This is a genomic window from Thiomonas sp. FB-Cd (genome assembly GCF_000733775.1).
Taxonomy (GTDB): Bacteria; Pseudomonadota; Gammaproteobacteria; order Burkholderiales; family Burkholderiaceae_C; genus Thiomonas_A.
On record NZ_JPOE01000002.1, the window covers coordinates 1,405,967 to 1,427,049 of the forward strand.

Annotated in this window: 18 protein-coding genes and 1 pseudogene; 2 read left to right on the forward strand and 17 right to left on the reverse strand. The window is 66.9% G+C overall.

The window, feature by feature from the left end:
- Positions 1-2: 2 nt before the first annotated feature.
- From CD04_RS21525 to CD04_RS0106925, 13 genes and pseudogenes are all read right to left on the reverse strand, one after another.
- A pseudogene (locus CD04_RS21525) lies at positions 3-826 on the reverse strand (branched-chain amino acid ABC transporter permease).
- Positions 827-932: 106 nt separating this feature from the next.
- Entirely contained in the window at positions 933-2,099 is a 1,167-nt protein-coding gene (locus CD04_RS0106865) for an ABC transporter substrate-binding protein (RefSeq protein WP_031405326.1), read from the reverse strand.
- 116 nt (positions 2,100-2,215) lie between these two features.
- A complete protein-coding gene (locus CD04_RS0106870) occupies positions 2,216-2,695 on the reverse strand; it encodes a MarR family winged helix-turn-helix transcriptional regulator (protein ID WP_031405329.1) in 480 nt (159 codons plus the stop codon).
- A gap of 459 nt (positions 2,696-3,154) precedes the next feature.
- Positions 3,155-3,880 (reverse strand): ABC transporter ATP-binding protein, encoded by a 726-nt coding sequence (locus CD04_RS0106880; RefSeq protein ID WP_031405331.1) that lies wholly within the window; start codon positions 3,878-3,880, stop codon positions 3,155-3,157.
- Entirely contained in the window at positions 3,877-5,682 is a 1,806-nt protein-coding gene (locus CD04_RS0106885; protein ID WP_051848997.1) for an ATP-binding cassette domain-containing protein, read from the reverse strand. Before CD04_RS0106885 ends, CD04_RS0106880 begins: the two co-directional genes overlap by 4 nt.
- Positions 5,682-6,722: a branched-chain amino acid ABC transporter permease gene (locus CD04_RS0106890; RefSeq protein ID WP_031405335.1), complete on the reverse strand. Its 1,041-nt coding sequence runs from the start codon at positions 6,720-6,722 to the stop codon at positions 5,682-5,684. The genes CD04_RS0106885 and CD04_RS0106890 overlap by 1 nt, the downstream gene beginning before the upstream one ends.
- Positions 6,723-6,800: 78 nt before the next feature.
- Complete coding sequence (locus CD04_RS0106895) at positions 6,801-7,940, reverse strand: ABC transporter substrate-binding protein (protein ID WP_031405338.1); 1,140 nt, start codon at positions 7,938-7,940, stop codon at positions 6,801-6,803.
- Positions 7,941-7,978: 38 nt separating this feature from the next.
- Complete coding sequence (locus CD04_RS0106900; protein ID WP_031405340.1) at positions 7,979-9,745, reverse strand: acyl-CoA dehydrogenase family protein; 1,767 nt, start codon at positions 9,743-9,745, stop codon at positions 7,979-7,981.
- Positions 9,746-9,747: 2 nt separating this feature from the next.
- The gene (locus CD04_RS0106905) at positions 9,748-10,512 is read right to left on the reverse strand and encodes an SDR family NAD(P)-dependent oxidoreductase (RefSeq protein WP_031405341.1); all 765 of its coding nucleotides are present in this window, start codon (positions 10,510-10,512) and stop codon (positions 9,748-9,750) included.
- Positions 10,513-10,531: 19 nt separating this feature from the next.
- Entirely contained in the window at positions 10,532-10,966 is a 435-nt protein-coding gene (locus tag CD04_RS0106910; RefSeq protein WP_031405343.1) for a thioesterase family protein, read from the reverse strand.
- Positions 10,963-12,207, reverse strand: a complete 1,245-nt coding sequence (locus tag CD04_RS0106915; RefSeq protein WP_031405345.1) for a thiolase family protein — start codon at positions 12,205-12,207, stop codon at positions 10,963-10,965. The genes CD04_RS0106910 and CD04_RS0106915 overlap by 4 nt, the downstream gene beginning before the upstream one ends.
- The gene (locus CD04_RS0106920; protein ID WP_051849237.1) at positions 12,204-13,016 is read right to left on the reverse strand and encodes a crotonase/enoyl-CoA hydratase family protein; all 813 of its coding nucleotides are present in this window, start codon (positions 13,014-13,016) and stop codon (positions 12,204-12,206) included. The genes CD04_RS0106915 and CD04_RS0106920 overlap by 4 nt, the downstream gene beginning before the upstream one ends.
- 5 nt (positions 13,017-13,021) lie before the next feature.
- Positions 13,022-14,824 carry a feruloyl-CoA synthase gene (locus tag CD04_RS0106925; protein ID WP_031405349.1) on the reverse strand — a complete coding sequence of 601 codons (1,803 nt, stop codon included), beginning with the start codon at positions 14,822-14,824 and terminating at the stop codon, positions 13,022-13,024.
- 114 nt (positions 14,825-14,938) lie between these two features.
- Between CD04_RS0106925 and CD04_RS21530 the strand changes: the two genes are divergently transcribed.
- Positions 14,939-15,583, forward strand: coding sequence for a TetR/AcrR family transcriptional regulator (locus CD04_RS21530; RefSeq protein WP_031405351.1), 645 nt, complete (start codon positions 14,939-14,941; stop codon positions 15,581-15,583).
- Here CD04_RS21530 and maiA read toward each other — a convergent pair.
- Both maiA and CD04_RS0106940 read right to left on the reverse strand, forming a co-directional pair.
- Positions 15,571-16,212 (reverse strand): maleylacetoacetate isomerase, encoded by a 642-nt coding sequence (maiA, locus tag CD04_RS0106935; protein ID WP_031405353.1) that lies wholly within the window; start codon positions 16,210-16,212, stop codon positions 15,571-15,573. The two genes, CD04_RS21530 and maiA, sit on opposite strands and share 13 nt — an antisense overlap.
- A 4-nt stretch (positions 16,213-16,216) precedes the next feature.
- The gene (locus CD04_RS0106940; protein ID WP_031405355.1) at positions 16,217-16,927 is read right to left on the reverse strand and encodes a fumarylacetoacetate hydrolase family protein; all 711 of its coding nucleotides are present in this window, start codon (positions 16,925-16,927) and stop codon (positions 16,217-16,219) included.
- A gap of 133 nt (positions 16,928-17,060) precedes the next feature.
- Here CD04_RS0106940 and CD04_RS0106945 point away from each other — a divergent pair, with 133 nt between their 5' ends.
- Positions 17,061-17,972 carry a LysR family transcriptional regulator gene (locus CD04_RS0106945; protein ID WP_031405357.1) on the forward strand — a complete coding sequence of 304 codons (912 nt, stop codon included), beginning with the start codon at positions 17,061-17,063 and terminating at the stop codon, positions 17,970-17,972.
- A 241-nt stretch (positions 17,973-18,213) separates the two neighbouring features.
- On the opposite strand, the gene CD04_RS21535 is transcribed toward CD04_RS0106945, so the two are convergent.
- A complete protein-coding gene (locus CD04_RS21535; RefSeq protein WP_038167556.1) occupies positions 18,214-19,287 on the reverse strand; it encodes a copper resistance protein B in 1,074 nt (357 codons plus the stop codon).
- Positions 19,288-19,297: 10 nt separating this feature from the next.
- A complete protein-coding gene (locus CD04_RS0106955; protein ID WP_031405361.1) occupies positions 19,298-21,019 on the reverse strand; it encodes a copper resistance system multicopper oxidase in 1,722 nt (573 codons plus the stop codon).
- Positions 21,020-21,083: the final 64 nt, after the last annotated feature.

Here is a 21,083-nt window from a genome sequence, read left to right on the forward strand (position 1 = left end):
AATCACTTGGCCGCACTGCGGCCGAACAGTCCCTGCGGACGGAAGATGAGGGTCAGAACCATCACGACATAGATGACGAAAGCGCCGAACTGCGGCAGGTAGTACTTCCCGGCCACGTCGGCCACGCCCAGCAGCAGGGACGCCAAGAGGGACCCCGAGATGCTGCCGGTGCCACCGACGGCGACCACAATGAGGAAGTACACGATGTACTGGATCGGGTACTCCGGGTTCAGGCCGAGCATCTGGATGCCCAGCGCACCCCCAAGCCCCGCCAGTGCCGAACCCAGGGCGAAGGTGGCAACGAACACGCGTTCCACGTCGATGCCCAAGCCCCGCGCGGCGCGCGGGTTGTCCACCGCCGCGCGCAGGCTGGCGCCAAAGCGTGTGCGCGTCACCATCCAGTGCAGCACCACCGCAAGGACGGCGCCGACCACGATGAGCAGCAGACTGTAGGCGTCGAAATCCAGCCCGGGCCAATGCCAGGCCTGGCGCAGAAAGGGAGGCAGCACCAGCGGCTGCTGCTGGTCGCCGAACACATAGGTTGCGCTGGCGATGGACATGAAGACCAGCCCGATGGAAAACAGCACCTGGTCGAGATGCGAGGCGCGGTAAAGCCGGCGATAGAGCAACCGCTCCAGCACGACTCCGGCCAGCGCTGCGGCCAGCGCAGCCAGAGGCAGCGCCACGAGGAACGGAATGCCCAGGCGGTTGAGGAGCACCACACAGACATACCCCCCAGCATGGCGAAGGCGCCGTGCGCGAGGTTGACGAAATTCATCAGCCCGAGCGTCACCGACAAGCCAACGCTGAGCAGGAACAGCAGCATGCCCTCGGCGATGCCGTTGTACAGGATGGTCACAGGAGTGTCTCCGCAGACGGCGGCAGCGCCCAGTCCTGGTCGCCGCCGCGGTTGTCCGGGCGTGGATGCGCGATTACTTGCCCGGATCCTTCACGTCTGGCACCGTCTCGAACTCAACGTTCTGCAAATGCGTGCCGACCATCTCCACCTTGCGGATGTACTCGTTTTGCACGATATCGCGCGTGGCCGGATCGATGGTCACCGGCCCGCGCGGGCTGATCCAATGCAGGCCCTTGACCGCCGCCATGAAGGCGGGGCCCTTCGCGTCGCCGTGGGTTTTCTTCAGCGCCAGGTCGATCAGTTCCATGCCGTCATAGCCGCCAACGGCCATGAAGTTGGGACGATCCTTCGGGTAGGCCTTGTCATACGCCGCCACGAAGGCCCTGTTCTGCGGCGAATCGTGCACCGCGGAATAGTGGAAGGCGGTAATGATGCCCAAAGCCGGCTTGCCCAGGGTGTCGAGGATGTCCTCGTCGGTCAGGTCGCCCGTTCCAATGAGCTTGATGCCGCTGGCCGCCAGCCCCTGGTCGACGAACCCCTTCATGAAGGCGATGGTGCCGGCGCCCGGCGGCAGGAACAGGAACACCGCATCGGGCTTGGCGTCCTTGATGCGCTGCAAGTACGGCGCGTAGTCCGGATTGCTTAGCGGCGCCTTGATGTCGCCGACGATCGCGCCCCCGTCCCCGGTGAAGGATTTCGTGAACTGGGTGGCGGCGTCAAAGCCGGGGCCGTAATCGGCCACTAGCACGAACACCTTCTTGATCCCGTTCTTCGCGGCCCAGTCGGCGATGACCTTGGACCCCTGCGGCAGGGTCATGGAAACGCGCACGATGTCGGGCGACTTGGTCGTGATCGACGAGGTCGCCGCGTTCATCACCACCATCGGCATCTTCGCCTGGGTGGCCAGCGGCGCCACGGCAAAGGCCGAGGGCGTGAGCGCGAAGCCGGCCAGGATGTCCACCTTGTCCTTGATCACCAGTTCCTGCGCCAGGCGCTTGTCCACATCGCCGGCGGTGCCGGGCGCGTCGTTCTTGAGCACCACGTCGACCTTGCGACCGGCAATGCTGCCGCCGTGCTCATTGAGCCACAACTGCACGCCGTGGTTGATCTGCTTTCCGTAGGCAGCGAAAGGGCCCGACATGGGCAGGATGAGGCCGATTTTCAGCGGCTCGGCAGCCGCGGCGGCGCTGAGCGCACCTGCCGCGAGGCAAAGGCCAATAAACGCTTGCTTCCAGTTCATGAGACGTCTCCAAGGGTCATGGCCAGAGGCCGATCATTTGTATACAGATCATCAGTATCGTGATAACTTTTTCAAATTGCCATGCGGGTCTACCCTGAGTTCGGCCCGGAGAGCGCTCAGTTGCCGCTGGGCGCGCGGCTGAGATCGTTGTTCGCAAGCACCAGTTGACCCAGCATGCGCATGAATTCGGCCCGTTCCTTTACCGGTAGGGGTTCGAGGATGCGCTCCTGGGCGTGCAGGACTGCAGGCAAGGCAGCGTCCAACAGCGTGATGCCCGCCTGCGTCACCTCGAGCAGCCGCACCCGCCGATCCGAGGACGAGGCGTTGCGGCGCATCAGCCCCCGCGCCTCCAGGCGGTCGATCACTCCCGCGGTCGTCGATGTGTCCAAGCCGATGGTGCGCGCCAGGGTGCGCTGATCGAGGCCCGGCGTGTTGCGCACCCCCTGCAGTGCGGCGTACTGCACCGGCGTCAAGCCATACGCCTGGTTCTCTTGCAGGAAGATCGCCACCGCGATCTGATGCAGACGCCGGATATGGTGCCCGACCAGAGATTCGAGATCGACATTCGGTGAGGGAAAAGAAGATTTGGCCAGCATACGCGTTCCGGTCGTAATGGCGGGACACGGCGATTTCGGCGTGCCCCTGATATCGGGATTGTGACTGCTCTCATGATCAGCATGCAACCGAATTGTCCGCGATGCTCGGCATGCGCCCGGGCAAGGCCGGTCCGCGCGTGGCGTTCGACCCTGTGGAGGCCGCATCGCGCAGCCCCGGGTGGACACGCCTCGGTGTCCACCCGCCGCTTGGATGGTGGCGCTGCCGTCCGGGGATGCGCGAACCCGCCTGAAGTCGAAGAGGGTGACGGGCCTGCGCCCGCGCCAGCGGCTCTCAACAGGTCGTGCTGTCGAACTCAGGTTGCCCACGCCTGTGTCCACGCACGAAACAGGCTCGACGCGGTGCGCCACGGGCGATCCCGCCGAAGGATGGGCGCGTCCAGCCTTGTCCAGCCGGCCACAGCCCCGATGAAGGTCCCGGGCGCTTGCCGGCCCGGGGCATCAGGCGCTCAACATGCCCAGATAGGTCGCCTCGACCTTGGGGTCGTGCAGCACGCGCTCGGCAGGGCCGTCGAGCACCACCTGTCCCAGTTCAAGCACGTAGGCATGGTCGGCGACCTGCAATGCAGCTCGGGCGTTTTGTTCGATGAGCAGAATGCTCATGCCGCGATCGCGAAGTGCAGCGATGCGATGCAGGATGTCGCGCACGATGCGCGGGGCCAGCCCCAGACTGGGTTCGTCGAGCATCAGAAGGCGCGGCGCGCCCATGAGCGCGCGCCCCAGCGCCAGCATTTGCCGCTCGCCACCCGAGAGGGTCTGGGCCGCCTGCGCGCGCCGCTCGGCCAAGCGCGGAAACATGTCGAACACGTCGTCGAGCGCGTGGCGGCGTGCCGCCGCCCCCTGGCGCCGGTGGCGGAAGGCGCCGAGCCCCAGGTTGTCCTCCACGCTCATGCTGCCGAACAGGTCGCGCTTCTCGGTCACCAGAGCAAGGCCCAGTTCCACCAGATCCTGGGTGTCGGCGCGGGCGAGGTGTCGTCCGTCGAAACACACCGAACCCTGTGCCGGCAGCAGGCCCATGACGGCGTTGAGCAGCGTCGTCTTTCCCGCGCCATTGGCGCCGATGACCGTGACGATGGTCCCGGCCTGCACCTGCAGGCTCACGCCGTGCAGCGCCTGCACCTTGCCATAGGCCACCCGCAGGTCGCTGACTTCCAGCAGGGCCTTCATGCCTTCGCTCCTTCGGCTTGCGCGTCGTCTGCATCGTCGACGCCGCCAAGATAGGCCTCGATCACTGCGGGGTTGCGGCGAACCTCGGCGGGTGTGCCCTCGGCGATTTTCTCGCCGAAATCCATCACGACCACACGGTCGGCGAGGCCCATGATGAAGTCCAGATCGTGTTCGACCAAGAGGATGGCCAGCCCCTCATCGCGCAGGCGCTCGAGCAGCGTGGCCAGTTCACGCTTTTCCAGGTAGCGCAGGCCAGCTGCGGGCTCATCGAGCAGCAGAAGGCAGGGGTCGGCCGCCAGCGCCCGGGCGATCTCCACCACCCGTTGCGACCCCAGCGGCAGGCTGCCTGCGAGCACCTGCGCCTGCGCGCGCAAGCCGCAGCGCTCCAGGGCATCGTGGGCGGTTGCCCGAATGTGCAGTTCCTGTGCCCGATCCAGCCGCCAGGCGGAGGCGACGAAGCTGTGCTTACCCCGGAGGTGCGCGCCCAGCGCCACGTTGTCGGCCACGCTCATGCGCGGCAGCAGCCGCACATGCTGAAAGGTGCGGCTCATACCCATCTGCGCCACGCGGCGCGAATCACAATGCTCCACGGGCCTGCCGAGGAAGCGGATGCTGCCTGCGCTGGGCGGGCTCACTGCCGAGATGCAGTTGAACAGCGTGCTCTTGCCAGCCCCGTTGGGGCCGATCAGCGCCAGCACCTCGCCTGCATGCACCTCGAACGAGATGGCGTTGTTGGCCACCAGACCGCCAAAGCGCTTGGTCACGGCGTCAAGCTGAAGGATGGCATCGCCCTTGTTCGGCTTGGGCCGCGCCTCCAGCGCCGTCACTCCAACGCTCGCGCTGGTGCCGGGCGCCAACTCGCGGCGCTGCCATACGCGGCACAGGTGCGGCCACAGCCCTTCAGGCGCGCGCTGCAGGATCACGATCATCAGCGCCCCGAACACGATGCCCTCGAAGCTGCCGCTGCGCCCCAGCAGTGCCGGCAGGTGGCTGTGCAGCCATTCGCGCGGCAAGGCGTAGAGGAAGCTGCCGGCCACTCCGCCCCATAGCTCGCCAATGCCGCCCACCACGCCCATGAACAGGTACTCGATGCCCTGCTGCAGCGAGAACGGCGTCGGGTTCACGAAGCGCTGCATGCAAGCGTAGATCCAGCCCGCCACGCAGGCGTACTGCGCAGCCAGTACAAACAAGATGGTCTTGAATCGCGTGGTGTTCACGCCCATGGATTCCGCCATGAGCGCCCCGCCCTTGAGGGCGCGCATGGCCCGCCCCTCGCGCGAGTCGAGCATGTTGTGCACCGTCCAGATGATGGCCAGCACCACGCCCCAGATCAGAATGTGAAACTGCCACGACGCCGTGAGCTTCCAGCCCAGCAGATTCAGCGGCGCGATGTCGGTGATGCCAGTCTGCCCTCCCAGGGTCTCGCTGTTGCCGAACAGCAGGTAGATGGCAATGCCCCAGGCCAGCGTGGTCAGAGGCAGGTAGTGCCCGCTCATGCGCAGAGTCACCCAGCCGAGAAGCAGCGCCACCACGGTGGTGAGCACCAGCCCGGCGAGCAGGCTGGCCCACGGGCTCCAGTGCATGGCCGTGGTCAGCCACGCCGCCGAATAGGCGCCCATGCCGACGAAGGCCGCCTGCCCGAAGCTGGTCAGCCCCCCCACCCCGGTGAGCAGAACCAGGCCGAGCACGACGATGACGCTCAGGCCCACGTAGTTGAGCATCAGCAGGGAATAGCCCTGCAAGACGAACGGCGCCGCGCACAGCGCTGCGATAAAGGCGATCAAGGGAAGCCGATGCAGCATCACGACTCCTCCTCCTCATGATGGGCGCTGGCCAACGAGCGCCACAGCAGCACCGGGATGATGAGCAGGAACACGATCACGTCCTTGTAGGCGCTGGCCCAGAAGGAGGCAAAGGACTCGGTGAGTCCCACGATCAACGCGCCGATGGCTGCCAGCGGGTAGCTCGACAAGCCGCCGATGATGGCGGCGACGAAACCCTTGAGGCCGATGACGAAGCCGGCGTCGTAGTCGATCACCGTGGTTGTGGCCACGAGGATGCCTGACCACGCGCCCATTGCAGCAGCCAGCAGGAAAGCGGCCCGGCCCGCGAAGGCCGGTGAGATGCCCATGAGCTGCGCCCCGGTACGGCTCACCGCAGTGGCGCGCAGGGCCTTGCCATACAGCGTGTAGCGGAAGAACACAAACAGGGCCAGCAGGAGCACAAGGCTGGTGCCAATGATCCACAGGCTCTGCAGGCCCACGGGCATGCCGCCGAGCTGGAAGTTGCCATCGGTGAAGGCCGGCAGCTGAGAGCCCTCCGGTCCGAACAGCAGCAGGCCCAAGCTGCTGAGGACCATGTGCAGCGCCACGGACAGCAGCAGCAGGGTGAGCACCGAGGCCCGCGCCGCCGGTGCGTACACCACGCGGTAGAGCAGCGGCCCGAAGGCAGCGCTCATCAGCAGGGTCAGGACGATCTGCAGCGGATAGGAAAGCGTCGCCAGCGGCAGGGTGTACACCGCCACCAGCACCATGCCCGCGGGAAGCAGATTCACCGCGGCCACCCGCACCAGGCGGTGCGCCTGCCCGGCACGCACTGCAGTGATGCCATCCAGCACAAAGGCAACGGCACCGAGGCCAACCAACAGCCAGGCCAGCAGCGGCGGCTGCCCGTTGCGGATGGCCACCAGGCTCAGTGCGGCGAAGGTCATGATCTCGCCTTGCGGAATGAAGATCACCCGTGTCACGGCGAACACCAGCACCAGGGCGAAAGCCAGCAGCGCGTAGATCGCTGCCAGCGTCACTCCGTTCTGGCCAAGGTACAGCGCAATGTCAAAAGTCATGGGAGCAGCCGGGGAGCAGCGATCGAGCGGCACCGCGGCGGCCGACTGCCGGCCGCCGCTGCGATGCCGTGGAGAAAATTACTTGACGAGCTTCCAGGCCCCATTCTCAATGCGAACCATCACGACGGCGCGGGCATCCAGGCCGTTGTGGTCGGTTGCAGACATGGTGTAGATGCCGTCGGCCCCCGGAACGTCCTTCAGCCCTTCGAGCGCGTCACGCAACGCGGCACGGAAGGCGGTCTTGTCGGCCGGCTTGGCCACCTTCAGCGCCACCGGCAGCGCGTGCTCCAACAGCACCCCGCTGTCCCAGGCGTTGACGGTGAACTGCGAGACGGTGTTGCCGTAGGCCTTCTCGAAGATCTGGTCCATCCGCACCGCAGCCGCCTTGAAAGGCGTGGACTGCGGCAGCTGCGAAGCCACGAGGCCCGGCGCCACCGGCAGCAGCGTGCCGTTGCAGTCCGCACCACAGACACGCAGGAAGTCGGGATTGGCCACGCCGTGCGTCTGATAGATTTGCCCCTTGAAGCCGACCTGCTTGAGCGCGCGAGCCGGCAGCGCCGCTGGCGTACCGGACGCGGCGACAAGAACTGCCTGCGGTTTGGCTGCAAGGATGTGCAGGGCCTGCCCGGTCACCGACGTTGCGGTGCGGGCATAACTCTCCTTGTCGACAACATCGATGCCATTGGACTTGGCATCGGCCGAGAAGGCCTTCCACCACCCTTCTCCGTAGGCGTCGCTGAAGCCGATGAAGGCCACCTTCTTGTAGCCCTGCTTGAGCATGTTTTCCACCACGGCATGGGCCATCAAGGCATTGCTCTGCGGCGCACTGAACACCCACCGAGTCTTGTCGGTGACCGGGTTGGAGATGCTGGGCACGATGGCAATGTCGGGCACTCGCTTCTCCGCCACCACGTCGATGATCGCCAGCGCGTTGGGCGTGATGCTCGGCCCAAGGATCACATCGACATGATCCTGCTCGATGAGCTGGCGCGCATCCTTGACGGCAGTCGTCGGATCGGAGCCGTCATCGAGAATGGTGTAGGTGATGGCCTGGCCATCGATCGTCTTGGGGAACAGCTCGACGGTCTTTTTCTCGGGAATACCCAGCGAGGCTGCCGGGCCGGTCAGCGAAAGAATCACGCCGACGTGGACCTGGGCCATCGCCGGAACGGCGGTGAGCAGCGCAGCGGCGAGTACGCCGGTCTTTAAAGCCTTCATGCAGTTGTCTCCTTGTCTTCGAACGCAAACGCGGCGCCTCAGCGCGCCGACTCCAATTCGGGCAGGGCAAGCGCCCTGCCCGCGATCCGATCCCAATGGAGGGCGGCCTGCGGCAGCAGCCACTCCACCCCGTAACGCATGCGCGCCAGCTTAGCGTCGGCCCACGCGGCGTCGTGAGAGCGCACCCGCAGGGCGGCCCGCGCGCTCGCCGTGAAGGCCCAGGCGTTGAGCAGCCACCACAGCCCGTCCATCGCATCCTGCGCCAGGCTCAGCACAGCTTCGGCATCCTGCCGTTGCAGCAGCGCCGCCACGCCTTTGGCGGCCGCGTCACAGTGCGCAGCGAGCGCCGACGCGAAGGCTTGCAGGCCCGGCGTTGCGCCGCAGCTCTGCACCTCGGTGCGACATTCATCCAGCAAGGCCTCGAACGCCGCGCCCCCGTCGGCCAGCAGTTTGCGCTGCACCAGATCGATGGCCTGGATTTCGTTGGTGCCCTCGTAGATCATGGCGATGCGTGCATCGCGCAGGGTCTGCTCGATGCCGTATTCGTGCACATAGCCGTAGCCGCCGAACACCTGAAGCGCCGAACTCGCCCCTTCGAAGCCCAGTCGGGTGAGCTGCGCCTTGAGCAGTGGGGTCAGCAGGCCGGCCCGCGCATTGGCTGCATTGCGGGTGTCGGCGTCAGGATGGTGCGCGGCCAGATCCAGCGCCAGGGCCGCGCGCGCGGCGATCACGCGCCCTGCCTCGACCTGCGCCTGCAGGCGCAGCAAAACATGGCGCATGGCCGGATGCAGGGCGATGGGATCGGCCCCCGTCGTGGCGCCTTCGGGGCGCCGCGGCGCACGCAGTTGGTGCCGCTCCTGCGCATAACGCAGCGCGTTCTGCGCAGCCATCTCGGCGTGGCCCAGCCCCTGCAGGGCCACATGCAGGCGCGCCGAGTTCATCATCACGAACATTGCCGCCAGCCCCCTGCCCGGCTCGCCCACCAGCCACCCCGTGGCGCCGTCGTAGCGCATTGCGCAGGTCGCGCTGCCCTTGATGCCCATCTTCTTTTCGATGCCATCGCAATGCATGGCGTTGCGGCTGCCATCTGAAAGCACCTGCGGCACCAGCGCCAGCGACAGCCCGCGTGTGCCTGCTGCCGCATGGGGCAAGCGGCAAAGCACGAGATGAACAATGTTGGGCGTGAGGTCGTGCGCGCCGCCAGAGATGAAGATCTTGTTGCCGCTCACCCGCAGGCTGCCGTCAGCCTGCGGCTCGGCGCGGGTGCGCACCTGGCCGAGGTCGCTGCCGGCCTGCGGCTCCGTCAGTGCCATGGCGGCGAGCCACTCGCCGCTGACCAGCTTTGGCAGATAGCGCTGCTGCAGCTCGGCACTGCCGTGTGCAGCCAAGGTTTCGACCGCGCCGTGCAGCAAGTCGGGGTACATGGTCCAGGCATGGTTGCATGCGTCGAGCATCTCGCGTATGGCGCCGTCCACCAGCAGCGGCAACCCCTGACCGCCCCACTGCGGCTCGGCGGCCAGCGCGGGCCAGCCAGCGTTGACAAAGGCCTGGTATGCGGCGGCGAAACCAGGCGGCGTGGCCACGCGGCCATCGGCCTGCAGCTGGCAGCCGGACGAGTCGCCGGGGCCGTTCAGCGGCTGCAGCTGCTGGCTGGCGAAGCGCGCGGCCTGCTCCAGCACGGTGGAGACGGTCTCGATGTCCAGATCGGCATGCGCAGGGCAGCCGGCCCAGGACGCGGGCGCCTCGAGGACGTCGGCCATGACAAATCGCATGTCGCGCAGGGGCGCGTGGTAGGACCAACTCATGCTCACCTCGGCGCCATGCGCAGGCAGCCGTCGAGCCGCACGGTCTCGCCGTTGAGATAGCCGTTGCGCACGATGTGCAGAGCCAGCTCGGCAAATTCGCCAGGCTGCCCCAAGCGCTGCGGAAACGGTACGGAGGCGGCCAGCGCCTGTTGCACAGGCTCGGGCAGGGTCTGCATCAGGGGCGTGTCAAAGAGACCGGGAGCGATGGTCGCAACGCGGATGCCGTGAGTGGCCAAATCGCGCGCCAGCGGCAGGGTCATGGACACGACCCCGCCCTTCGATGCGGCGTAAGCCTCCTGGCCGATCTGCCCGTCGAAGGCGGCAACCGACGCCGTCATCACCAGCACGCCGCGCTCGCCGCTGTCCAGCGGCTGCAGCGCGGCCATGCGCGCCGCCGTCAGGCGCGCGACGTTGTAGCTGCCGATCAGGTTGACCCCCACGATGCGCTCGAAGGCTTCCAGCGGCGCGGGGCTGCCGTCCTTGCCGAGGATCCGCTGCGCCCCGCCAATACCGGCCACGTGCAACACGATGCGGGCGGTGCCGTGCGCCTGCTCGACGCCATCCAGGGCTGCGGTGAGCGCCGCGCTGTCGGTCACGTCCGCCGCCAGGCCGACGCCGCCGATGGCCGCGGCGACGCGCCGGGCCTTGTCGGCATCCCGATCCAAAACGGCGACGTGAGCGCCCTGTGCGGCCAGCGCGCGAGCCACAGCTTCGCCCAAGCCTGAGGCGCCGCCTGTCACCAGCGCCGATTGTCCTTTGATCTGCATGGTCTTGGTCTCCGTCGCTTCAGGAACACATCGCGCGGATGTCTTCGGGAATGGGAATGGCGCGGATGCGCTCGGGGTCGTGCGGATCGCGCATCACGAAGGCGCGGGTTTCGGTGCCTTCGCAAAGCGTCACGCCATCCCGACGGATCACGTGGCGGTGGCGGAAGGACTTGGCCGCCCAGTGCTCGATGACGGTTTCGATCTCCAGCGTCTCGCCGTAGGTGGCCGGCTTCATGAAACGCGTGTGGATCTCCAAAAGCGGCGTGCCGACGATGCCGCGGCTGCGCTCCAGCACCCGCCAGGGCGGCAACCCGCAGGCCTTGAAGTAGGCCAGCGAGGCCTGATCCATCCAGCGCAGGAAGTTGGGGAAAAACACGATTCCTGCGGGATCGCAGTCGCCGAACTGCACGTCCACCCGGTACAAGCGCGGAGTGCCGGTTGTGGGTTCGTTCATGCGCCGGCCTCCACGTTCTCCACGAGCAGCGCGATGCCCTGCCCGCCGCCAATGCAGGCTGAGGCGATGCCCCAGCGCGCACCGATGTGGCGCAGTTGCCGCGCGACGGTCAGGGTCAGCCGCACCCCCGTGGCCGCCAGCGGGTGGCCCAGTGCGATGGCGCCTCCGTGCACGTTCAGTCGTTCGATGTCCAGGCCCAGATCCTTCGCCACCGCCAGCGTCTGCGCGCCCTGCGCCTCGTTGATCTCAAAGCGGGAGATGGCGTCGAGCGCCAACCCCGTGCGCTGCAGCAACAGGCGAATGGCCGGAGCCGGACCGATGCCCATGATCTCCGGAGGCACCCCAGCCACCGCCGCAGCGGCGATGCGCGCCAGCGGTGGCCGGCCGTAGCGCTTGAGCGCTGCGGCATTGCCCACCAGGGCCGCCGCGGCCGCATCGGTCAGCGCCGAGCTGTTGCCCCCTGTCTGCACACCGCCCGGATAGACGCTGCGCAATCCCGCAAGCACCTCCGGGGAGGTCGCACGCGGATGGGTGTCGCGGTCAGCCGCCTTCACCTTGCCGCTCAGGCGGATGCCGCGCGGCTTGTAGCCGTCCAGTTCAAAGGTTTCGTTGTGCACCGGCACGATCTCGCCGTCAAACCAGCCGTCGGCCTGCGCCTGCACCGCACGGGCGAAGGAACGCGCGGCGAACGCATCCACCTCTTCGCGGGTGATGCCGTAGCGCTGGGCGAGGTTCTCAGCGGTCTGGATCATGGAGATGCCCGGCGCAACATCGGTGAGCGCCTCCCACATGTAGTCCTTGAAGCCGACAGGCGCCCCGAGGCGGAATCCCCCGCGGTGGTCAAAGGCGGCGATGGGGTTGCGGGTCATCGACTCGGCTCCGACCACCAGCACAAGATCGCGCCCGCCACCCAATTCCATGCCAGCCTGGCGGAACAGCTCGAACCCGGTGCCGCAAATGCGCTGCACCATCATCGCGGGGCGGTCGACGGGCACGCCCGCATACAGCCCGATGTGCCGCGGCACATAGAACTGGTCGAAGCCGCCCGGGGCCATGTTGCCCGCCAGGGTCGTGTCCACCGACTCCGGCGACACGCCCGTGCGGGCAAACAATGCGCGCGCAGCCTTGATGCCCAGGTCGATCGGGTTGGCATCGGCAAAGGCCCCCATGTAGTCCACCTGTGGCGTGCGCAGGCCGTCAAGCACATACGCGTCGTCGAATGCGTTGAACAGTCCACTCATTGTGCTTTCCCCACCTTGGCCGCGCGCTTGTCCAGGAAGGCGCGCACGCGCTCCTTCGCCCCTTCATCGCCCTGCGCAATGGACGAGATCAGCGACTCCATGAACAGTCCTTCGGTCGGTGGCAGCTCGGCGATGCGCGGCAACGCCTGCGTGACCGCATAGTTCGACAGCGGCGCATTGCCCGCGATGCGCTCGGCCAGTTCCACGGCCTTGGCCAGCCCCGCGCCTTCGTCCACCAGGTAGTTGGACAGGCCGCAGGACTGCCCTTCCTCTGCGTCGAACACCCGGCCGGTCAGCATCATGTCGGTCATGCGCGACACCCCGATCAGCCGCGGGATGCGCACCGATCCGCCGCCGCCGACGAAAATGCCGCGCTGGCCTTCGGGCAGCGCATAGAAGGCGCTACGCTCGGCGATGCGCAGGTGCGTGGCCGCGGCCAGTTCCAGCCCGCCGCCAACCACCGCGCCATGCAGGACCGACACCACCGGCACAGGACCGAACTGGATGGCGTCGAACGCTGCGTGCCAGGAGCGCGAATGCTGCATGCCCTCGACCACGTTGCGCTCGCTGACCTCCGACAGGTCAAGCCCTGCGCAGAAATGCCCGCCCTCGCCACTGATCACGGCCACGCGCACGTCCGATGGCACATTGACAAACACTGTGTGCAACTGCGCCAGCAAGGCATCGCTCACCGAATTGCGCTTGGCCGGGCGGTTCAGCCGTACGTGCAAAAGCGCCCCGCGGCGCTCCACCCGTAGCAGGTCAAGGGTGGCGAACACGCCACCTGCGGGTTGAAAGTCTTTGAACATCGTCATCATTCCGGAAAGATGGTTTCGGGACAGTCGGCATAGAGCGCATCGACCAGAGCGCTGCGCGCCCTGAGCACCGCGCCTTGGTTGATGTATCCCTTGTCGGTGATTTCGCCAGCTGCGCTGTTGGGCGGCTCGTCGAGCACGAGTGCGCGGGTGGGTGTTTGCGACGAGCCGCCACCCTGCTCCTCAAGGCAACGCAACACCGCTGCCACCTTGGCGCGCAACTCGCCCGGTGGCAGCGCCGCGGCCTGCGCCGACGGGAAAATGAAAAGCCCGACTTCGCTGCGGTCGTGGCCGGTGATGACAACGTCCTGCGCCCAGGGCGCCAGCGCCGACACCAGCCGCACCCGAAGGGTGCCAACCGACACCCAAGTGCCGGAGTTGAGCTTGAAATCCTCCGCGACCCGGCCATCAAACACGATGCCCTGCTCGGCATGCTCCGGGTCGGCCAGATAGCCCGCGTCGCCGATGCAGTAGTAGCCCTCGGCGTCGAAGGCCTGGGCGGTGAGCTGCGGCGCATCGCGGTAGCCGGGAAAGATGTTGACGCCGCGCACGCGCATTTCCAGCTTTTCGCCGTTGGGCACGAACTTCACTTCCACCCCCGGCAGGGGCAGGCCGATGTTGCCGGCCTTCTCCAGCCACCAGTGCGCGCTGGTGATGGCCGGCGACGTCTCGGTGGAGCCCCAGGAGGTGGTGAGCCAGATGGGCTCGCCGCGAATGCGCAGGGCCAGTGCCTGTAACCGGTCCCAGGTGGATTGCGGGATGCCCGCACCGGCATAAAACACGCCGCGCAGCCGCGAGAAAAAGGCTTGCGCCAGCTTGTCGTCGCCCTCCAGGAAGGGCAGCAACATGTCCACCCCGCGCGGCACGTTGAAGTGGATGGTCGGGCGCACCTCGCAGAGGTTGCGCACCGAGCGCTCGATCTGCCCCGGCAGCGGACGCCCGTCATCGATCGCGAGGAACCCGCCGTTGCGCAGCACCATGTTCAGATTGTTGTTCGCGCCAAAGGTGTGGCTCCACGGCAACCAGTCAGCCAGCACCGGCTTCTCCTCGTCGAGGAAGCGCCACACCTGCGCGATCATCTGCTGGTTGGCGCAGAGCATGCGATGGGTGTTGATCACCACCTTGGGATGGCCCGTGGAGCCGGAGGTCAGCAGGTACTTGGCGTGGGTGTCGGGGGTGATCGCGTTGAACGCGTCCATCACAGCCGGACCCTCTGCCGTCTGCGCGAGGCTTTCAAAACGCAGCGCGCCGGGGTAGGAATCCGCCCCGTGGCTGAACACCACCACGGCATGCTGCCCGGAACTGGCGAGGGCCGGGCCGTAGACCGCGGCGTCGGAGGCATAGATCAGCGCTGCCCCCAGGGTGTTGAGGATGCCGTGAATCTTGGAGTAGTTGCCGTCCTTGACCATGCGGCAGTAGGCGCTCGACACGGTGCACACCGCGCGGCCGATATGCATGCCGGCCAGCAGCAGGAGCAGGTGGTCCAGCGCGTTGTCTGACAGCACCACGATCGGTGCCTGTGGCGCGAGCTTGAGGCCGAGCAGGCTCTGCGCGATGCGCCCCACCCGCTCGCGCGTCTGCGCCCAGGTCAGGGTGCGCCAGCCGCCGTCCGGTGCGCGTTCAGCGAACGCAAACGCGTCTGGCGTGTCGCGCGCCCATGTTTCGAGCCATTCGCCGATGCAGCGCGCATAGGGCCGCAGCGGTTGGGGCGAGCGCAACACGAAGCTACCGTCATCGAATTGCACCCGCACCACGCGCTGCGGCGCCAGCCCCAGGCGGCTGGCTTGGACCATCGCGTCCATTCATCCCTCCATGTATTCGACCATACACATACACATGTGTATGGTCGAATACTAAGCCTACAATGGCGCTCTAAAATCAGTGCAAACCCGGGTGCCAGAGCATAGGCCCACCGCATGCCAGCCACCACCACAACCCGCCAGCGTCCCCCTCCGCGCTCCAGCAAGGACACGGCTCGCCGCGACACGCTGACGCCCCAGCGATGGATCGAGGCGGCCACCGAGGTGTTGGTCGATCGCGGTATCGACAACGTGCGTGTGGATGTTCTGGCCACCGAACTGTCGGTGACACGCGGCAGTTTCTACTGGCATTTCCGCGACCGGGAGGACCTGCTGCGTCAGGTTCTGCAAAGCTGGCGCGGCAGTGCGACCGAGCAACTCACTGCCCGGTTGCAGCGGACGAGCGGCGATCCAAAGGCCCAGTTGCGCGACGTGCTCTCCCTGCCCTTTCGCGGCCGTGCCGCGGTCCGCGCCGCGCGCATCGAACTCGCCCTGCGTGCATGGGCACGGCACGATGTGATTGCCCGCCAGGCGGTGGATGAGGCGGATGCCAGCCGCATCGACTTCATCAGCCACTTGATCGAGTCGATCGGTTTCGCGCAACCCGAGGCGCGGCAGCGCGCCTTCCTGCTCTACAGCTACCTCATCGCCGAGTCACAGCTTGGCCCGGTGGGTACCGTTGCCGAGCGGGCAGCACGGCGACGCTTTGTCGAATGCCTGCTGCAGGAGCCGCTCACGCCGGCTGCCAGTCAGCCCACGTAGTCGGGCTGCCGCACTGGCGCAGCGGCTTGGAAGGCCTTATGCATGCTGCAGTGCGCCGCCACTGCGCGCAACGTCGGGTAGGGTTCCAGATCGCACTTCATGCGCTCGGCGTTGGCGATCTGCGGCACCAGACAAATGTCTGCCAGGGTCGGGGCGTCACCGAAGCAGTATGGGCCTCGGCCATGACGTACAAGTTGCGCCTCGGCTGCGCGCAGGCCCTCGGCGATCCAGTGCGCATACCAGCGGTTCCTGGCCGTCTCGTCCGCACCCAGCTCCTCCTGCAGATAGCGCAACACCCGCAGGTTGTTGATGGGGTGGATGTCGCAGGCGATGCCATGGGCGAATTCCAGCACGCGGGCACGGATCGTCGCCTCAGCCGGGATCAGCTGCGGCTGCGGATGGGTCTGGTCCAGATAGTCGATGATGGCCAGCGACTGGGTCAGCTCGAAGCCATCATCGTCGCGCAGCAGCGGCACACCGGCGGATGGATTGAGCGCCATGTAGGCCGCGCTGCGCTGTTCGCGCCCGCGCAGGTTGACCGGCAGCACCTCGAAGGCCAGGCCCTTGAGCTCCAGGGCAATGCGGACCCGGTAGGAGGTCGAGCTGTTGAAAAAGCTGTAGAGCTGCAACGCATCACTCCTTCGCCGTGATGCGAACCTTCAGGCTGCCCAGAGCGTCGATGCGGCCCTCCATCAGGTCGCCCGGCACCACAGCACCAACGCCCTCGGGCGTGCCCGTGAAGATCAGGTCGCCCGGCTGGAGTTCAAAGTAGCGCGACAGATAGGCGATGGTTTCCGGCACCGACCAGATCAGCTGGGCGATGCTGCTGTCCTGCCGGGTTTCCCCGTTGACGGTGAGGTCGATGCGAGCCTGCGCCAGCGCACCCATGTTGCCGGCAGCCGGATGGATCGGCCCCATCGGCGCGCTCGCGTCGTAAGCCTTGCCAATCTCCCAAGGCCGGCCTGCCTTGCGCATGTCAAGCTGCAGGTCGCGCCGGGTCATGTCCAGGCCCACGGCATAGCCGAACACATGCTCCAGTGCCTTGTCCTCCGGAATGTCGCGCCCACCCTTGCCGATGGCTGCAACCAGTTCGATCTCGTGATGCAGGTTCTGGGTCATTGCCGGATACGGTGAATCGAGCGTCTGCCCCTCCGCAACCGGCACCACCGCGTCGGCCGGCTTGCAGAAGAAGAACGGCGGCTCGCGGTCGGGGTCGAAGCCCATCTCGCGGGCGTGCGCGGCGTAGTTGCGCCCAACGCAATACACGCGGTGTACCGGGAATTGCGCATCACGGCCAACGACAGGCACGCCGACCGGCGGCGGCGGGGCAAAGACAAAATCCATGAAGTTCTCCTTTGGGTGTGCGGAATGCGGCAACACGCGCGGCGTGCCAAACGGGTCAATTATCCGACCGCATCCATTTCAATAACAATAAAATATTTGCATCACCCATATCGACTTGAATATACCTTGAGCGATGGACTGGACCGAACGCCTGCGGCCACGGCAACTTCGCCTGCTTGACGTGCTGGGCCAAACCCACAATCTGAGCCACGCGGCCGACCGCCTGCACACCACGCAGCCCGCGCTGTCGAAGCAACTCAAGGAGCTTGAGGACGCTGTGGGTCTGCCGCTTTTCGCCCGCCATGCCCGCGGCCTGCGACCGACCGCCTACGGCGAGGCGTTGCTGGTGCATGCTCGACGCATCCTGGCGCAGATCGACCGGGCCGGCGCCGAGATGGCCGCCCTTCGTGCCGGAAGCGCCGGGCGGGTCGTGCTTGGCGCCTCTGGGGCGGCCGTGTCGGACACCGCACCGCGTGCGGTGCTGGCGCTGCTCGCGCGCATGCCGCAGGCACGCGTGCGGTTGGTGGAAGGCACCATGGACCAACTCGTTGGACAACTGCTGCAAGGCACCCTGGACGTGGTCATCGGCCGCTCAGCGCCCGAGTTGCACGAACCCGGCCTGCAGACCGAGACGCTGTACAGCGAGCCGCTGCACTTTGTCGCAAGGCCCGGCCACTCGCTGTTTGCGGGCGAGCCGAACTGGCCCGCCGTGCTCGCCTGCCGCTGGATCGTGTGGCCTCGCGGCACCCCCATCCGCGAAGCGCTGGAGGCAGCCTTGGCCGCCGCGGACCAGCAACTGCCAGAGAATTGCGTGGAGTCGAATTCCCTCAGCGCCAACCTCGCCCTGCTGGCCGACAGCGACATGATCGGCACCGCTTCGCACCGTGCGGCGCGGCGCTTTGAGCAGGCGGGTGCGCTGCGCATCCTGCCACTGACGCTGCACAGTGCGGGCTCGGTGGCCATGATGTGGCGGCAAGACGTGGGGCAGCCACGGGCCCTTCAAAACATGCTGAACTGCCTGCGCGAGGTGGCCGCCGCGAGCTGAACCCTTCCGGGATCAGCAGCCAGCGGGGATTTCTCGACTTGCCTGCGTCGGCGCCGCGGGCCACTCACGATGTGAGCGCTGGCGGCTCGTCGCGCAGCCAGGCGCTTGCCTTGGCAATGAACTGCGCGCCGGGCTGGACTGGTAAGGGGAATGCGCGCGCATGTGTTCAATCGACAAAGGATGTCTGTGGCATCCGCGCAATCCTTTCCCGCCAAGAATGCCGAGCTTGGCATGCATCTGGTCAGAACCAAAAATGCAGGCCGACGACGACGTCGGTCGTGCTTTTGCGCTCGCCCGCTGCCCGTGCGAAGTCGGCGGTGCGGCCGAAGCGGCCGCTCCACTCCACCCCGATGTAGGGTGCGAACTGGCGCGAAAATTCGTAGCGCAGGCGCAGCCCCGCGGTGGCGTCGGAAAGCCCGCTGCCAAGGCTCCGCTCGGGATCGTCCTTTCCGTACACGTTCACCTCTGCCCGGGGCTGCAGCACCCAGCGCTGGGTGAGCAGCAGCTCATAACTGGAAGCCAGGCGCAAGGCGCTGCGGCCCTGATCGCCGACATAGGCGGTGGCCTCGATGTCGAACCAATAGGGGGCAATCCCCTGCACGCCGAAGGCTAGCCAGTTGCGGTCGGGGCCACCGCCGTTGTCGTGGCGTACGCCGGTCTGCAGGTCCCAGTAAGGTGCGATGGCGTGACCCCACAAGAGTTCGGTGCGCGCGTCCTGCACACGACCCTGGGAGGCCTGCCCCTCGGCCTTGAGCACCAGACGATTGAAATCGCGCCCGAACCAGGCCTGCACGTCGTACGCCGTCCAGTTGCCGGCGTCGTGGCCGTAAGCCCGCTCCAGGCGGTCCACGAGCACCGAGCCGAAGGTCTCCCGGTCCGCCAGGCGCGGGGGTTTGACCCCGGACGGGATATACGGGCCGGTGGTGAGCGTGTAGCCGCCAGAATAGGCATCAGCGCTGCGCGGGCTGACGGCGGCCGCGGGCGCGGGCGACCCCATGCCCGGCATCTCCGCCATGCCCTTTTGCGAGTCCGGCTTCGCGGGACTCGTCCCCGGCACCGCCGTCGCCCCCATTCCCTGCATCGTCATGCCAGGCGCCGACATCGATGGCACGGGAGCCTTGCCTGCGTCAACTGGCGCGGATGCTCCGGCCGACGGCATGCTCATGCCATGCATATCCGTCTCTGGCAGCGAGGGTGCCGGCGCCGAAGCCGCGGGCATTGGCATGTCCATGCCCGGCATGTTCATCGCCTGTCCCCAAGCCGGGAACGCAGCAGCGACGGCCGCGCCGAAAATCGTGATCTTGATTGCGTGCATGGTCGTTTCCTCAAACCACCAGGATTTCGCGGAACATGCCCGCATCCATGTGCATCATCAGGTGGCAATGCCACGCCCAGCGCCCCACGGCATCGGCGCTGACGCGGTAGCTCACTTGCTGCGCCGGTTGCACGGGCACGGTGTGCTTGCGCACGAGGAACTTGCCGTCGGCGTCCTCCACCTCGCTCCACATGCCGTGCATGTGCATCGGGTGGGTCATCATGGTGTCGTTGACCAGGGTCACGCGCAGGCGCTCGCCGTGGTGGAACAGCACCGGGGTCGACTCGCCGAAGCTCACGCCGTCGATCGACCAGACATAGCGGCTCATGTTGCCGGTTAGGTGGAACTCCAGGGTGCGACTTGGTTCGCGCGCATCGAGCGGGCCACCCACGGTGTGCAGGTCGGCCAGAGTGAGCACGCGCCGCCCGTTGCCGCGCAGGCCGACGCCGGGATCGTCAAGGCTGGTGCGCGGATGGTCCACGCGCGCATCCACCCCGGGCCCGTACTCGGTCGGCGCATGACGCACCGCAGGCGCGCCGCCCATGTCCATGCCGGTCATGCCCGGCATGGAAGACATGTCGTCGCCCATCATGTCGCTCATGCGCAGGTTCTGGCGCGCATCCAGAGCCGGCACAGGGGCGGCCAACCCGGGACGCGCGGCCAGGGTTCCGCGCGCATAGCCGGTGCGGTCCATGCTCTGCGCGAAAATCGTGTACGCATCGTCCTGCGGGCGAACTACGGCGTCGTAGGTCTCCCCCGGGCCGAAGCGGAACTCGTGCACCGTCACCGGCTCGACGTCCTGGCCGTCGGCGGCCACGACCGTAAGCTTCAGACCCGGAATGCGCACGTCGTAGAAGGTGTCGCCCGAGCCGTTGATGAAGCGCAGGCGCGCCGTCTTGCCCGGCTCGATCGGCGCAGTCCAGTTGCCTGCCGGGGTCGTGCCATTCATCAAGTAGCTCAACGTCGCGCCGGAAAGATCCGACAGGTCGCCCCAGCTCATGCGCATGCGCTGCCACATCGCACGCTTGTCCAGTGCGGCGCGCAGGCCATTGCGCTCGACATCGCGAAAAAAGTCCACCGCGGTAGGTTGGTGGTAGTTGTCGAAATCGCTGCTGTCCTTGAGCTTGGCCAGCACGCGCATGGGATCCGCATCCATCCAGTCGGACAGCAGCACCACGTGGTCGCTGTCGGCCTGCACGGAGTGGCCGCGCGCGGGGTCGATGATGATCGCCCCGTACATGCCCGTCTGTTCCTGCATCCCCGAGTGCGAGTGGTACCAGAAGGTGCCCGCCTGGCGGACCTGAAAGCGGTAGACGAACGTTTCGCCCGGAGGGATTCCGGCGAAGCTCAGGCCGGGCACGCCATCCATCTGAAACGGCACGAGCATGCCGTGCCAGTGGATGGACGTGCTGTGCGGCATGCGGTTGGTCACGCGCAGGGTGACCGTGTCACCCTCCTTCCAGCGCAGCGTGGGGCCGGGAATGGAGCCGTTGATGGTGGTGGCCATGCGCGGCCGGCCGGTGAAATTCACCGGGGTTTCGGCCACCACCAGATCGAATTCAGTGCCGCGCAGTTCGGGGGCGGTCCCGGTGCGCGTGCGCCGGGACGGGCCCTGGGCGCGTGCCGCCAGCGGCGGCAGCCCGAGCAGCACGCCACCGGCGGCCAGCCCCTGCATGAAGCGGCGCCGCGCCATGCGGTGCGGGACGAGTAAGTCTGGGGAGGTGTGTTGCATGGATTCCTCTTGCCTTCCAGGAAATGGCCGCGCAGCCGGGACGAACTGCGTGAACCGTCGGGTG

Coding starts and splice junctions, on each gene's coding strand:
- CD04_RS0106915 (WP_031405345.1), bottom strand. CDS start 12,207: ATGAGTGGACTGTTCAACGCATTCGACGACGCGTATGTGCTTGACGGC.
- CD04_RS21535 (WP_038167556.1), bottom strand. CDS start 19,287: ATGCACGCAATCAAGATCACGATTTTCGGCGCGGCCGTCGCTGCTGCG.
- CD04_RS0106880 (WP_031405331.1), bottom strand. CDS start 3,880: ATGAAGGCCCTGCTGGAAGTCAGCGACCTGCGGGTGGCCTATGGCAAG.
- CD04_RS0106865 (WP_031405326.1), bottom strand. CDS start 2,099: ATGAACTGGAAGCAAGCGTTTATTGGCCTTTGCCTCGCGGCAGGTGCG.
- CD04_RS0106920 (WP_051849237.1), bottom strand. CDS start 13,016: ATGTTCAAAGACTTTCAACCCGCAGGTGGCGTGTTCGCCACCCTTGAC.
- CD04_RS0106885 (WP_051848997.1), bottom strand. CDS start 5,682: ATGCTGCATCGGCTTCCCTTGATCGCCTTTATCGCAGCGCTGTGCGCG.
- CD04_RS0106895 (WP_031405338.1), bottom strand. CDS start 7,940: ATGAAGGCTTTAAAGACCGGCGTACTCGCCGCTGCGCTGCTCACCGCC.
- CD04_RS21530 (WP_031405351.1), top strand. CDS start 14,939: ATGCCAGCCACCACCACAACCCGCCAGCGTCCCCCTCCGCGCTCCAGC.
- CD04_RS0106900 (WP_031405340.1), bottom strand. CDS start 9,745: ATGAGTTGGTCCTACCACGCGCCCCTGCGCGACATGCGATTTGTCATG.
- CD04_RS0106910 (WP_031405343.1), bottom strand. CDS start 10,966: ATGAACGAACCCACAACCGGCACTCCGCGCTTGTACCGGGTGGACGTG.
- CD04_RS0106945 (WP_031405357.1), top strand. CDS start 17,061: ATGGACTGGACCGAACGCCTGCGGCCACGGCAACTTCGCCTGCTTGAC.
- CD04_RS0106940 (WP_031405355.1), bottom strand. CDS start 16,927: ATGGATTTTGTCTTTGCCCCGCCGCCGCCGGTCGGCGTGCCTGTCGTT.
- CD04_RS0106905 (WP_031405341.1), bottom strand. CDS start 10,512: ATGCAGATCAAAGGACAATCGGCGCTGGTGACAGGCGGCGCCTCAGGC.
- CD04_RS0106890 (WP_031405335.1), bottom strand. CDS start 6,722: ATGACTTTTGACATTGCGCTGTACCTTGGCCAGAACGGAGTGACGCTG.
- CD04_RS0106870 (WP_031405329.1), bottom strand. CDS start 2,695: ATGCTGGCCAAATCTTCTTTTCCCTCACCGAATGTCGATCTCGAATCT.
- CD04_RS0106925 (WP_031405349.1), bottom strand. CDS start 14,824: ATGGACGCGATGGTCCAAGCCAGCCGCCTGGGGCTGGCGCCGCAGCGC.
- CD04_RS0106955 (WP_031405361.1), bottom strand. CDS start 21,019: ATGCAACACACCTCCCCAGACTTACTCGTCCCGCACCGCATGGCGCGG.